General features: G+C 44.2%; 10 protein-coding genes. 4 read left to right on the top strand and 6 right to left on the bottom strand.

Annotated features, from left to right (window positions below; translation table 11 throughout):
• From C8D94_RS14000 to C8D94_RS13990, 3 genes are all read left to right on the top strand, one after another.
• Positions 1–8,079 (top strand): gliding motility-associated C-terminal domain-containing protein (locus C8D94_RS14000; RefSeq protein WP_147278563.1); only part of this gene is annotated, 8,079 nt, incomplete at its 5' end.
• A 56-nt stretch (positions 8,080–8,135) separates the two neighbouring features.
• Complete coding sequence (locus C8D94_RS13995; protein ID WP_115124590.1) at positions 8,136–9,080, top strand: PorP/SprF family type IX secretion system membrane protein; 945 nt, start codon at positions 8,136–8,138, stop codon at positions 9,078–9,080.
• Positions 9,081–9,104: 24 nt separating this feature from the next.
• Positions 9,105–11,051 carry an OmpA family protein gene (locus C8D94_RS13990; RefSeq protein ID WP_115124589.1) on the top strand — a complete coding sequence of 649 codons (1,947 nt, stop codon included), beginning with the start codon at positions 9,105–9,107 and terminating at the stop codon, positions 11,049–11,051.
• Positions 11,052–11,128: 77 nt separating this feature from the next.
• On the opposite strand, the gene C8D94_RS13985 is transcribed toward C8D94_RS13990, so the two are convergent.
• The 3 genes from C8D94_RS13985 to C8D94_RS13975 are packed head-to-tail and all read right to left on the bottom strand — an operon-like array spanning position 11,129 to position 13,517.
• Entirely contained in the window at positions 11,129–11,401 is a 273-nt protein-coding gene (locus tag C8D94_RS13985) for a hypothetical protein (protein WP_115124588.1), read from the bottom strand.
• A 38-nt stretch (positions 11,402–11,439) separates the two neighbouring features.
• Positions 11,440–12,234, bottom strand: coding sequence for a TIGR03915 family putative DNA repair protein (locus C8D94_RS13980; protein WP_115124587.1), 795 nt, complete (start codon positions 12,232–12,234; stop codon positions 11,440–11,442).
• Positions 12,231–13,517, bottom strand: a complete 1,287-nt coding sequence (locus C8D94_RS13975; protein WP_115124586.1) for a putative DNA modification/repair radical SAM protein — start codon at positions 13,515–13,517, stop codon at positions 12,231–12,233. Before C8D94_RS13975 ends, C8D94_RS13980 begins: the two co-directional genes overlap by 4 nt.
• A 102-nt stretch (positions 13,518–13,619) precedes the next feature.
• Between C8D94_RS13975 and C8D94_RS13970 the strand changes: the two genes are divergently transcribed.
• Entirely contained in the window at positions 13,620–14,390 is a 771-nt protein-coding gene (locus C8D94_RS13970) for a LexA family transcriptional regulator (protein ID WP_115124585.1), read from the top strand.
• A gap of 53 nt (positions 14,391–14,443) precedes the next feature.
• Here C8D94_RS13970 and C8D94_RS13965 read toward each other — a convergent pair whose 3' ends face one another.
• From C8D94_RS13965 to C8D94_RS13955, 3 genes are read right to left on the bottom strand one after another with little or no spacing between them, the layout of a single operon-like run.
• Positions 14,444–14,695 (bottom strand): DUF4097 family beta strand repeat-containing protein, encoded by a 252-nt coding sequence (locus C8D94_RS13965; RefSeq protein WP_115124584.1) that lies wholly within the window; start codon positions 14,693–14,695, stop codon positions 14,444–14,446.
• A 17-nt stretch (positions 14,696–14,712) separates the two neighbouring features.
• Positions 14,713–14,952: a hypothetical protein gene (locus C8D94_RS13960; RefSeq protein WP_115124583.1), complete on the bottom strand. Its 240-nt coding sequence runs from the start codon at positions 14,950–14,952 to the stop codon at positions 14,713–14,715.
• A 35-nt stretch (positions 14,953–14,987) separates the two neighbouring features.
• Positions 14,988–15,206 (bottom strand): hypothetical protein, encoded by a 219-nt coding sequence (locus tag C8D94_RS13955; protein WP_115124595.1) that lies wholly within the window; start codon positions 15,204–15,206, stop codon positions 14,988–14,990.
• Positions 15,207–15,319 lie beyond the last annotated feature (113 nt).

Genomic DNA, 15,319 nt, shown 5'->3' with positions numbered 1-15,319 from the left:
TGTACAGACGGTGATGGTGATGGGGTTTGTGATACCATAGATCCTGCCTTCGATTTCGATCAGGATGGCGTACCAAACCATTTCGACCTGGATGCCGATAACGATGGTGTCTACGATGTAGTAGAAACTGGAGGAGTAGATGCCAATAACGACGGTCGTGCAGACGATACGGACGGTAACCCAGCCAACAATGATGGTGTCCCAAGTACTGCAGGAACAGGTAATGCACCTATAGACAGCGGTACAGACCCAACAACGCCAGACTTCTTAGACCTAGATAGTGACGAGGATGGATGTAGCGATGCTAACGAAGCATACAACGATCCTAATGCTGATGCTGGTGATGGAGGACAATATGGAGCCGGAGACCCACTAACACTAGGTGCTGGTGTTGATCCGGACGGAACGGTAACGGCCGCACCATACACTGCCCCTGCAGATAATGATACAAACGGAATTGCAGATTATACTGAAATGGGACCAGATGCAGATGCTGATGGTATCCCAGATGGTTGTGATGATACCTTCAACGATGCCGATATGGATGGAATCCCCGATGGCATCGATGTAGATGATGATAACGACGGGATTGATGATATAACTGAAAGTGGAGGAAACGAACCAAACGGTGATGCAGATGGTGATGGTGTTCCAAACTATTTAGATACAACAGACGATGCTGGTACAGGTGATGGATCAGTTACAGACTACACAGATAGTAACGGTGACGGAATCCCAGATGTGTACGACTTTGATAATGACGGTATCCCGAACCACTTAGATCTTGATGGTGATAACGATGGTATCTTAGATATTGTTGAAAGTGGAAACGGAGCCCTAGATACCGATGGTGATGGAGACGTTGATGATGGTGATGCCGTATTTAGCGACGCCAACATGGACGGTCAGGATGATAATGCAGCCCTGAACACACCAACCGACAGCGATGGAGGTAACGGCAATCCAGACTTCTTGGATATAGATGCAGACGATGATGGTATTCCAGATAATGTTGAAGCACAACCAACAGATGCCTACGTAAGCCTTACGCCAATATTTGTGGATAGCAATATGAATGGTGTGAACGATAGCTACGAAGGAGGCCTAATGGTTGAAGATACCGATGGCGATATGATCCCAGATTACCAAGACCCCGACAGTGACAATGATGGCGTGAGCGATCTATTGGAAGCAGGTCAGGGTACCTTTACAGGAGCCGATACAGATGGCGATGGACTTGACGATGGTTTCGACGACGACAACAGTGCTCCCGGTGTACCTTTCGATGTTAATGATAACTTGGATACAGGTGCCGATGGTACCGATAACGATGACGACCCATCAACTGCCGAAGTGGATTTCAGAGAGACAACAGATAACGATGGAGATGGTGTGCCAGATTCATTGGATCTTGATGATGATAACGATGGTATTGCCGATGTTGATGAAAACCCGAACGGTCAAGACCCAACAGGCGATGACAACGGTGACGGTATCCCTAACTTTATGGACCCTGTAACCGGCGGAGGTGATGCAAACGGTGACGGTATTGCAGACGATTTCGACTTCGATGGAGACGGAGTGCCAAACCATTTCGACCTGGATGCAGACAATGACGGTATCTACGACGTAACTGAAACTGGAGGAACCGACGATAACAACGACGGACTTGCAGATGATACCGATGGAGACCCAACAAACAATAACGGAATTCCAAACACGGCTGGAACGGGCAACACGCCAATAAACAGCGGAACCGATCCGGCAACACCAGACTTCTTGGACCTTGACAGTGATGAGGACGGATGTAGCGACGCCAATGAATATTTCAATGGTGCCAATGCAGACGGTGGCGACGGTGGCCAGTATGGAGTTGGTGACCCACTTACCCTAGCAGGTGGCGGTGTAGACACCAACGGTGCAGTGATCACTGCACCTTATAATAATACTGGTGGAGAGGATACCGATGGAAACGGAGTTTCAGACTATACTGAAATAGGTCCAGAGGCCGATGCCGATGGTATCGCCAATGCTTGCGACCTTGACGATGATGGCGACGGTAACCCAGACGATAACGAAATAGCGAACGGTAACGACCCGTTGAGCCCGAATACGATGGACGATTTCGGAATGACCAACGTGGGGACACCAATAACTGTGGATATTCTTGCGAACGATGATTACCTTCCACAGAACGATCCAAACGTATTGGGTACAACTACAATTACCGATACCGGTCTTGGAACCGCTATGGGAACCGTAGTGTTCGACCCTGCTACTGGTGAGGTAACCTATACCCCAGATGCGGCAGAGAATGGTGACGTGACAATTGTTTATGAAGTATGTAGTGACGATGGAACCAATGCGCCTGTTTGTATGACGGCAGTGATTACCATTACCATTACAGGAACTGATAACGATGGTGACGGAGTATTTGACTTTGCCGACCTCGATGATGACAATGACGGAATACTAGATACAGACGAAACCCCAGCAGGTTTCCCGAACCCAAGTGACGATGATGATAGCGATGGAATCCCGAACTATGCTGATACTGATATTGGGGTAGATGCCAATGGTGATGGGATCGTGGATGCTTATGATAACGATGGAGACGGTGTGCCGAACCATTTCGATCTGGATGCCGATAACGACGGTATTTATGATGTAATCGAAAGTGGCGGTATCGATACCGATAACGACGGAAGGGCAGATGATACCGATGGAGACCCATCGAACAATAACGGTATTCCTAACAGTGCCGGAACAGGAAACACGCCAATAAACAGTGGAACCGATCCAGCAACGCCAGACTTCCTCGATATCGATAGTGACGAGGACGGATGTAGTGATGCCAACGAATATTTCAACAATCCCAATGCCGATGGTGGCGACGGTGGTCAGTATGGAGTTGGAGACCCACTTACCCTAGCGGGAGGTGATGTAGATGCCAACGGTGCTGTAATCACTGCTCCATACAACAACAGTGGCGGTGAAGACACCGATGGAAATTCAATTTCCGATTACACAGAGGTAGGTCCAGAATTCGATACCGATGGAATTGCGAATGCTTGTGATCCAGATGATGATGGTGATGGTAATCCAGACGACATGGATCCAAATCCAACAGCAGCAACAGCTGTGGATGACTCAGCAATGACCGATGTAGGTGTGGCAGTTACAACAAGTGTCTTGGATAACGACGACTATTTGGACAATAACGATCCTAACAACCTTGGAACAACAACGGTTACGGATACGGCAACTGGTACCGCAACAGGAGTAGTGACCATAGATCCTATAACAGGTGAGGTTACGTATGTGCCTTCAGCAAACGAAGCTGGTCAAACGGTAACCATTGTATACGAAGTATGTAATGATGAGAGTGGTGTGCCAGTATGTACACAGGCTACTATCTTCATTGATGTGGACGGTCCTGACAACGATGGAGATGGAGTTTTGGATATTGTCGACCTAGACGATGATAACGATGGTATCTTGGATACAGATGAAACCCCAGCTGGTTTCCCTGCACCAAGTGGAGATGATGATAACGATGGTATCCCGAATTATATGGATACAGACCTTGGTCCAGATGCCAACGGTGATGGAATTGTAGATGCGTATGATAATGATGGTGACGGAGTGCCAAACCACTTCGATCTTGATGCCGATAATGACGGAATCTATGATGTGACCGAAACAGGAGGAACCGACGATAACAACGACGGCCTGGCTGACGATACCGACGGAGATCCAACCAATAACAATGGTATACCAAGTACCGCTGGAACAGGGAATACCCCAATAAATAGCGGAACCGACCCAGCTACACCAGATTTCTTAGATCTTGATAGTGACGAGGACGGATGTAGTGATGCGAACGAAGCATATAACGATCCTAATGCAGATGCCGCTGACGGAGGTCAATACGGTGCTGGAGACCCATTAACCTTAGGTGCCGGAGTGGAGCCAGACGGTACAGTGACGGCCGCCCCATACACCAATCCAAACGTGCCTGCGAACAACTTCCCAGCCGATACGGATGCGAACGGAATTCCAGACTACCAAGAGGTTGGTCCAGAGGCAGATGCCGATGGTATCGCCAATGCGTGTGACCTTGATGATGATGGTGATGGTAACCCAGACGACAATGAGATAGCAAACGGTAATGATCCCTTGAGTCCTAACACAATGGACGATTTTGGTATGACCAATGTAGGTACACCAGTAACCATAGACATACTTTCAAACGATGACTATCTGCCAAATAACGATCCTAACGTTCTTGGTACTACGACCATAACCGATACTGGTCTTGGAACTGCTATGGGAACTGTAGTGTTCGACCCTGCAACAGGTGAAGTTACATATACCCCAGACGCAGCAGAGTTTGGAGATGTGACCATAGTTTATGAGGTGTGTAGTGATGATGGTGTGAACGCTCCTGTTTGTATGCAGGCAACCGTTACAATCACCATAATGGGTACAGATAACGATGGAGATGGTGTTCCGGATGCTGTAGATCTTGATGATGATAACGATGGGATATTAGACAGCGATGAGGCAATGGGACTATTAGATCCTAGCGATGATGATGATAACGATGGTATCCCGAATTATATGGATACAGACCTTGGTGTCGATGCTAACGGAGACGGTATTGTAGATGCGTACGACTTTGATGGCGACGGAGTACCAAACCATTTCGACCTGGATGCCGATAATGATGGTATTTACGATGTTGATGAAACAGAAGGAATAGATACGAACAACGATGGATTGGCCGATGATAACGACGGTGATCCAACGAACAATAACGGAGTCCCCAACACTGCCAACGGTGGTGCAGGTAACCCGCCAATAAACAGTGGAACCGATCCAGCTACACCAGACTTCTTGGATCTTGACAGTGACGAGGACGGATGTAGCGATGCCAACGAGGCATACAACGATCCGAATGCCGATGCAGGAGACGGTGGCCAGTTTGGACTAGGCGATCCGCTTACCTTAGGTGAAGGTGAAGTTGCTCCAAATGGTACTGTAATAGCAGCTGGATACGACACAGGAGTTGTATCAGACGTTACAACCCCAGGCCCAGACATCGATAACGATGGATTGGCCGCGGTTTGCGATCCTGATGACGATGGAGACGGTAACCCAGACGATACCGATCCTAATCCGCTAACACCAGTAGCCGTAGATGATAACGCTGCTACCGATATAGGTGTGCCAGTAACAGTGAGTGTTCTTGATAACGATGATTATTTAGACAATAACGATCCAACAAACCTTGGAATAACTACAGTTACCGATACTGGAACAGGGACAGCAATTGGAGCCGTTACAATAGACCCAGTAACTGGTGAGATAACATACACCCCGGCAGCTACTGAAGCAGGCCAAACAGTCACTATAGTATACGAGGTATGTAATGACGAGAGTGGAGCACCAATATGTACACAGGCAACTGTATTCATAGAAGTAGATGGTCCTGATAATGATGGTGATGGTGTGCCAGATGCAGTAGATTTAGACGATGATAACGATGGTGTCCTAGATACAGATGAAGCAGCTGGTCTATTAGACCCAAGTGGAGATGATGACTTAGATGGCATCCCTAACTTTATGGATACAGACCTTGGTCCAGATGCCAACGGTGACGGAATCGTGGATGATTACGACTTTGACGGTGACGGTGTGCCAAACCACTTCGATCTGGATGCCGACAACGATGGTATCTATGATGTAGACGAAACTGGAGGAACCGATGATAATAACGATGGATTGGCCGATGATAACGACGGTGACCCAACGAACAATAATGGTGTGCCAAACACTGCCAACGGTGGTACAGGTAACCCACCAATTGACAGTGGCCCAACAGCAGGTACTCCAGACTTCTTGGATCTTGACAGTGACGAGGACGGATGTAGCGATGCCAACGAGGCATACAACGATCCAAATGCCGATGCAGGAGACGGTGGCCAGTTTGGACTAGGCGATCCGCTTACCTTAGGTGAAGGTGAAGTTGCTCCAAACGGTACTGTAATAGCAGCTGGATACGACACAGGAGTTGTATCAGACGTTACAACCCCAGGCCCAGACATCGATAACGATGGAATAGCCGCGGTTTGTGATCCTGATGACGATGGAGACGGTAACCCAGACGAGACAGATCCTAACCCACTCACCCCTGTAGCGGTTGATGATAATGGGGAGACTCAAGCTGGAGTTCCGGTTACAGTGGGCGTTCTTGATAACGACGACTATTTGGATAACAACGATCCAAACAACCTAGGAACTACAACAGTAACAGATACAGGTCTAGGAACAGCCCAAGGTATTGTTGTGATAGATCCTATTACAGGAGAAATTACATACACTCCAACGGCTGAAGAGAATGGAAGCACAGTAACAATAGTATATGAAGTGTGTAATGATGAGTCAGGTACTCCTATCTGTACACAAGCAACAGTATTCATAGTTGTAACAGGACCTGATACAGATGGTGATGGTGTGCCAGATTCAATAGACCTTGACGATGATAACGACGGTATTTTAGATACTGACGAAGCAATGGGGCTTCCAATACCAAGTAACGATGATGATATGGACGGAATACCAAACTTCGCAGATCCAGATAATGGACCTGACGCAAACGGAGATGGTATTGTAGATGCGTACGATCAAGATGGTGATGGTGTTCCAAACCACTTAGACCTGGATGCTGATAATGATGGTATCTACGACGTTGATGAAGTAGGAGGTATAGATGCTAACAACGATGGTTTTGCAGATGATACCGATGGTGACCCAACCAACAACAATGGTGTGCCTAATAGTGCAAATAGCGGACTTGGTACCATACCATTTGATACCGATGGAGACGGAGACCTAGACTTCTTAGACCTAGACAGTGATGATGACGGTTGTAGCGATGCCAACGAGGCATACAACGACCCGAATGCAGATGGTGGCGACGGCGGAATGTACGGAGTTGGTGATCCACTAACACTTGCTGAAGGTGAAGTAGATGACTTTGGTAGCGTTGAAACAGCACCTTATGACACAGGTCAAGTAATAGCAGTAGTAGAAGCTGGACCAGACCCAGATCAAGATGGTCTTGCAAACTCGTGCGACCTTGACGACGATGGAGACGGTGTGAGTGATGAGCAAGAAATCATTGACGGTACAGATCCTTTAGATCCTTGTGATTATGTTGAGGAAAACCAAGACCCTAACAACACTGCTGCTTCCTACGATGCACTGGATTGTGACGGAGATGGCGTTACCAATGGAGACGAACTCAACGATGGCACTAGCCCTTTAGATCCTTGTGACTTTGTAATAGCTAGTATCACGCTACCGCCTTCAGGAGACTTCCTAGTGGCAGATTGTGATGGAGACGGTGTAATCAATGGAGATGAATTGTCCGACGGAACAGACCCATTAGACCTATGTGATTTTGTAACCTCCAGTATTACGGTTCAACCCTCGCAAGAATGGCTAGATTTTGACTGTGATGGTGATGGCGTAAGCAACGGTCAGGAATTGATGGACGAGACGGAACCTCTGGATCCTTGTGATTATGATTTCAACAGTCAAACCATAGATTACGAGAACCAGATTGTCGAAGGAGTTAGCGACGATTGGCTAGAGCTGGATTGTGATGATGACGGACTTATAAACGGAATTGAGATTGCCGATAACAATGACAATGGTATTCCGGATTATGACGAAGTGAACAACGGAGATCCAAACTCAGATGATAATCTGGACGTGTTCGATATCTTGACACCAAACGGAGATGGATTGAATGATGTATTTGTAATACGTGGTATAGAACAATACCCTAACAATACATTGGAGATTTACAACCGTTGGGGAGTAAAAGTATACGTTGCCGAAGGGTACGGTCAAGGGGATAAATTCTTTAGAGGATTCTCTGACGGAAGAGCGACTGTAGATAGAGGAGAGCGTTTGCCTGTAGGAACTTACTATTACATACTTAACTATGTAAATGACAATGGCGAGAACAAACGCCTTGCAGGACCTTTATACATAAATAGAAGATAACATCATAAAATAACCTGCCAGGGGATAGACTCCTGGTAGGTCAAATATCAATACCTATGAAAAAATTATACATAACCGTTTTAGCGCTACTGGCCTTAGGATTGTACACCTTTGAAACCAAGGCACAGCAGGATGCGCAATACACACAGTATATGTACAACACCTTGAGCATTAACCCTGCCTATGCTGGCTCTCGGGATGTGTTCAGCTTTGTTGGCCTGTATAGGAGCCAATGGGTTGGGCTTGAAGGTGCCCCACGGTCCTTCACAGCTTCGGCACATTCACCCGTTGGAAAAAAGGTGGGTCTGGGTCTTAATATTACCCGTGATGAAATTTTCATCGCCCAAGAAACCTATATAGATGTAGATTTCAGCTACACCTTAGATGTTTCAGATGAAGGTAAATTGGCACTGGGACTTAAAGGAGGTTTGCACCTTTTGGACATAGATACGGATAGGCTCAACACTGGCCCTTTCAACCCAGGAGATCCTCAAGCACAAATAAATATTGATAATAAGCTGTCCCCGCAAATAGGTGCAGGGGTGTACTACTATACCCAGAAGTTTTATCTAGGGATTAGTGCTCCCAATTTTATAGAGACCGAACATTTTGATGAATCTTCAAACAGTAACAACTCCAGTGCGACCGCAAAAGAACGGGTAAATTATTACTTGATGACGGGCTACACATTTGATGTTACTGAAAACTTAAAATTCAAACCAGCATTTTTGCTCAAATATGTAGACGGGGCACCGCTAGGAGCAGACCTTTCAGCAAATTTCCTCATACACGAAAAATTGACCCTTGGTGCAGCCTACCGCTGGAGTGCAGCATTTAGTGGTTTGGTAGGTTTTCAAATTACAGACCAGTTGATGCTCGGGCTTGCCTACGATAGAGAAACAACCGAGTTACAACAATATAACGATGGCTCGTATGAGGTGTTCCTTCGTTTCGAATTGTTCAACAAGAAAAAGCGTATGATTTCGCCTAGATTCTTTTAAACCAACCCAAAAAATTAGTTACACATGAAAAAGTTTTTAAAAGTATGTATAGCATTCCTACTGTTGGCTGGGGTTTCTGGTTTGGCACAGGAAAAAGCTATTGAAGATGGAAACGAAGAATTTAATGAATTTGCATTTATAGACGCCCGTGAGGCCTACCTCAAGGTTGCTGAAGAAGGATACAGGGACGAAAATATGCTGAAAAAACTAGGAGATTCCTACTACTTCACTGCAGACTATACAAACGCCGCTAAGTGGTACGGGGCCCTATATGATATTTCAGATCCTATGGACCCAGAATATCTTTACAGATACGGTCTTTCCCTAAAAAGTACACAGCAATACGATGCTTCAGATAATGTAATGGAAGAATTTTACGCTTCCAAAGGACAAGATTATAGAGCAAGACTCTTTGCGAATGAAAGAAATTACTTAACCGAGATAGAACAACAATCGGGCAGGTTCGAATTGATAAACATAGGTTTCAACTCTGAACTTTCAGACTTTGCACCCGCTTTCAACCAAGGAAACTTGGTGTTCGCTTCAAACCGAAAAAAAGGGAATATGTCCCGCAGGGTACACGACTGGAATGAAGAGCCCTTTTTAGATCTGTTTATGGTAAATACAGGAAATGAGCAAACTTCAAATGTGGATCATTTCAGTAACGATATAAATACTAAATACCACGAATCTACCGCTGTATTTTCAAAAGATGGGAATACGATGTATTTCACAAGAAATAATTATACAGATAAAGATTACAAAACTGGCTCAAACGGGATTAACCACCTCAAGCTATACCGTGCCAAGAAAAATGGAGACGATTGGGAAGTAGAAGAACTCCCCTTTAATAGCGATGAATATTCTGTAGCACATCCAGCGTTGAGCAAAGACGGTAAAACACTTTATTTTGCGAGCGACATGCCTGGAGGAAAAGGCCAGAGCGATCTCTATAAAGTGACCATTAGTGGCGATGGCTTTGGAAACCCAGTAAGTCTGGGAGACGGTATCAATACCGAAGGACGTGAAACGTTCCCTTTTGTAAGCTCTAAGGACAAACTTTATTTTGCATCAGACGGACACGTAGGCCTGGGAGGTCTGGACGTTTTTGTTGCCGATATGACTACCAATGGTTTTGGAGATGTCTACAATGTAGGAAGACCCATTAACAGCCCTCAAGATGACTTTACCTTCGTTATAAACGGAACCACTGGTATAGGGTATTTTGCCTCTAACCGCGAGGGTGGTGTAGGGAATGATGATATTTATAGCTTTAACAGGGTTAAGGATTTAATTACCGGTTGCACACAAACCCTTAACGGAACTGTGTTGGATCAAAACACCAACGAGGCCATAGGAGGTGCCAAAGTTGTGCTTTTGAATGCCGATGGTGATATGGAAGCTGAAACAATGTCTGCATTGGATGGGAGCTTTACATTTCCACTAAATTGCTCTTCACAATACTCCATTAGGGCTATAAAAGATAACTATGAAACTGCAGAAAAAGCCTTTGCAACATCAAACATACTTAGTGCCGATATTAAGAAAACCCTTTATATGAAAGGTGGAAGAGACTTAGGTGTAACACCGGCGGGCATTGGGTCTGATTTGGTGGGCATTCTAGGGTTAAGCCCAATTTACTTCGATTATGATAAGGATAACATCCGTTACGATGCCGAGATTGAGCTACGCAAGGTAGTGGCCGTAATGAAAACATATCCTAGTATGAAAATAGATGTTCGCTCCCATACCGATAGCAGGGCAGACGATGCTTATAATATGGATCTCTCGGAGCGTAGAGCACAATCTACCATTGAGTGGCTCGTTACCCAAGGAGGGATAGAGAGAAGCCGTCTTTCTGGTAAGGGCTACGGGGAGACCCAACTTACCAACGGCTGTGTAAATGGAGCAAAATGTTCAGAAGGAGCACACCAAATGAACAGAAGGTCAGAATTTATAATTATGCAGTAAAGGTTATTATTTGAATTAAAGTAAAAACGCCCATTCTCAAGAAGGATGGGCGTTTTGTTTAGGGTTGTAGGCCTATTTTATTGGTTGTCGTCTGTTTCGTCCATTTCCTCTTCTATTTCTTCTTCGGTGCCCTCAACGGCATTTTCAATAGATTCGCCAGCTTCTTCAAGGGCATCTTCTGTTTCCTCGGCAGCGTCCTCAATAGCTTCGCCAGCTGCTTCAAGATTGTTTTCTGTGTCTTCTGCAGCAGCTTCAATGGCTTCTTCAGCTTTCTCTCCAGTGGTCTCTCTACAAGAATATACACTTAACGTTAGGGCCAATGCGGCAAATCCTACAAATACTTTTTTCATAATGGTTGGGTTTTAATGTTAATTTACTATAAAAGTACTCATTTTTTTAAATCGGGAAATTTTTCAGACAAGTATTTCCAGTATCTTTTGGGGACGTGTTGTACGTGCAGTTTCAGGTTTTTTCGAGAGGGGATGTTCGTGCTCTTAAAATAATTCTGCCAAAGTTCTTGAAATACTTGTTCGTCTTCGGTAAAATAATAGGTGGCCATACTGGCGTTGTTTATGGTATTGGATACTTCTAGCGAGATATAGTCTACACATTCTAAATCGTAGTAAATACCATACTTTCGTCTTGTGTCATAAATGAGCCATTTTTGGTCCGCATACCTGTTCTTGAAATGTTTTGCGTTTAAGGGGAGCACATTAAAATCTGGCGATACGGTTGCAAAATACAACCCGTCTTTGGTAAGCCTAAACCTAACGAACGCATCCATGCGGTGTTTTTCCCTATGTACCATTTTTACCACTTTTGATATTTTCAGGATTTCGGGATCTGCAAAATCTGTATGGATTTTCTTGCTCTTTCGGATGTCCCCTTCCGAAAATGTTCGCTGTATAAAATGTAATAAGGTGTTTTCGATAGTGAAAATTTCACTCAAAAAAGCTTTGTAGATATTGTTTCTTCCTTCTCCTGAACATCGTTGTGCCAATCCTTTCCATACGCGCTGCGCTTTTTGTGTGTCGGTAACTACGGTTTCAGTACGGTCAAATAATGTTTCGGTGGCAAGGGCTTCTTTCTCTATTATAACATTTGTGAGTTTTTCTTCGAATATCTGAAAAACTGTACTCAAAAATCCTTCGAAAGTACCATCGTACAGCATTTTTGTTTTCATACAGCCATAGGTGTTTCAACGGAAGAAAATAAGTTGAGTTGCTGATTATGGGTGTTTTGGTATTTACTGTTGGAATGTTGTAAAATCAGGCTCTTTATCTGTGCTGCCGTTCGGTCCTTTCGCTCAAAATCACGAGAATCGCACACCATAAAATATTGTGCCCTGTTCATAGCAATACCAATGGCTTTTAAATGTCCCCAGTTCAATTTTCTGAAACGTCTCGCATGCACTATTTTGTTTACGGATTTCATCCCCACACCAGGGATACGGGCCAGCATGGTCTTGTCCGCTTTGTTTACATCCACAGGGAACAAATGTAAATTTCGAAGCGCATAACTCAATTTTGGGTCTATGTCGCTATCTAGGTTTGGGTGCTCTTTGTTGAGGAGTTCACGAATGTCAAACCCGTAGAACCGCAGCAGCCAATCTGTCTGGTACAATCTGTTTTCGCGCAGCATAGGGACCTCGGTGCCAATACTGGGCAAACGGCTGTCGTAACTTATGGGGATGTAGCCAGAGTAATACACCCGTTTCATATTGAATTGTTTGTAGAAGTACGCGGAAGTATACATAATCTCAGCATCGGTCTCGCCGCTGGCACCTATGATCATTTGTGTGCTTTGCCCAGCAGGAGCATAAATAGGGGTGCTTTTTATGAGTTTTTTTTCAGCTTTGTATTGAATAATTTCATTTTTCACTTTTTCCATAGGTTTGATGAAATCTTCCCGCTTTTTGTCCGGGGCCAACAATTTCAAACCTTCTTCAGAAGGTATCTCAATGTTTACCGAAAGTCTGTCTGCATATAATCCCGCTTCCCGCATGAGTTCGTCACTAGCTCCGGGGATGGATTTTAAGTGGATGTAGCCGTTAAAATTTTCTTCTTCCCTAAGCTTCTTGGCAACCTGGACCAAACGATCCATCGTGGTATCGGCATCTTTAAAGATGCCACTGCTCAAAAAAAGACCTTCTATATAATTGCGTCTATAAAATGCTATCGTTAAATCTACCACCTCCTGCACCTTAAAGGCAGCGCGTTTAATATCGTTGCTCTTTCGGGTAACACAATAAGCACAATCGAATATACAATGGTTGGTGAGAAGTATCTTGAGCAGGGAAACACAGCGACCATCCTCGGTATAGCTATGGCAAATACCCATGCCCGAACTATCGCCTAGCCCCTTGTTTTTATTTGTGCGCTTGCTACCACTAGAGGAGCAGGAGACATCATACTTGGCAGCATCAGCAAGGATGTTCAATTTTTCTTTTATTCGTTCAAAATTCATAGCAAAAAAGGAATATATACAAAAATATGGAATGATTCCTTTTACTTGGAAATTATCCCTGTTAAAGTTTGGATATATTCCAAAATATAGTATCTTCGAAGTATGGAAAGCAAATTATCTATTGAGGCCCGACGATTCAAAAAAGTTCGTGAAGAACAGAACCATACACAGCAATCGTTTGCTGAATTACTACAGATAGGTGCTACCACTGCCGATATTGAGCGCGGTAAAACCAAGCTATCGGGCAAGGTGGTCATGGAATTGTTACAGCAGTTTCAAATAAACCCCTTATGGTTGTTTGGCAAAAGCTTTAACCAATATTTGGATGTAAGCGGTGGGAACGTGGCTCCAAAAGTTGTCTCGATAGATCAAGATAACAACGATAGCATTTTGTTGGTAAATCAAAAAGCCGCAGCGGGTTATCCTCACAACATACAGGATGTAGAGTGGTACGAAACCTTGCCAGCATTCAATATCCCTTTACCGCAGTACAGAAATGCAACCTATCGTGGTTTTCAGGTTGAAGGGGACAGTATGCTGCCCAATATAAGGCCTAATGAGTGGGTTTTGGGGAAAGCCGTACCCAGTGTTTCAGAAGCAAGTGATAGTAAAATATATATTGTGGTGCTTCACGACTCGGTCCTCGTGAAGAAACTTCAAAAAATATCTAATTCTCCAGAAAAAGTAAGACTTATCTCGTTGAATCCGGAATACCTGCCTATAGACGTGGAGGTGAAGAATATCCAAGAGTTATGGCTGGTTAACAGCAAACTCACCTTTGGACTTGACGAACCTTCTGAGAGTGTGCTACTGCGACAGTTGCAGCAATCTATGGAAGAACTGAAAGGGCAAATCCAAAATTTGAATACATAAAAAAGCCCTGTGGTTTACCACAAGGCTTTTCTGGGTCGTTAAAAAAAAAGCTTTTAATTATCGTCGTTGTCGGTCTTTACCTTTATTTTTTGGTCTCCGTCATCTTCTTTAATCTTTACTTTTTTATTTTCGGTCTCCATTTTAATCTTTACGTCTCCATCGTCTTCTTTTACCTTAACCTCGGCACCTTCGGCTTGCATTTCTTCTACAAGTTCTTCGGCTTCGGTTTTTTCGGTATCCCTACAAGAGGTAAAGCTTATGGCTACGATTAAAATTGAAATTCCCGTTAAAAGGACTTTTTTCATAATTCTTATATCTTAGATTAGTTGTCGTCTTCGCCAGTAGTGGCGTCCTCAACATCATCGGCAGCGTCTTCAATGGCGTCTCCCGTATCGTTTGCTGCGTCCTCAATGGCATCTCCTGCATCGTCCATAGCATCCTCTACGTCGTCTGCAACATCGTCTGCTTCAACTTCAACTTTAGTTTCTTTTGTGTCTCTACACGAAACAAATGCGGTACTCAATGTAAATAGTACGGCTAGGCTTAAAATTACTTTTTTCATAATGGTTTGTGTTTATTGGTTTACTTGTTTATTAATTAATCGTCGTTTCCTATTTTGTCAATTTCTTCATCAATCTCTTCGTTCACTTCTTTGTCAACTTCCTCTCCAACACGTTCAATGATTCCTTTGTCGTCATCGTTATCCACTTCAACTTCTTTTTCAACGATTACTTCTCTGGTTTCTGTCTTTGTTTCTCGACAAGAGGTTACAAAAACTGCACAAACTAATGCAGCGGCAATCATGACTTTTTTCATAATACTATGGTTTATCTTATGTTTATGTAACAAATCTACATTATTTAACATTTGGCGAATCGTAAAGTTTTATTAAAGTTTTGCACCCGCAATGGACGATTATGTAGCTTTAA

Origin of the sequence: Marinirhabdus gelatinilytica, assembly GCF_003353425.1 — a bacterium.
Classification (GTDB): domain Bacteria; phylum Bacteroidota; class Bacteroidia; order Flavobacteriales; family Flavobacteriaceae; genus Marinirhabdus; species Marinirhabdus gelatinilytica.
Note: the sequence above shows the minus strand (reverse complement) of the source record. Positions and strands in the feature narration are given on the sequence as shown.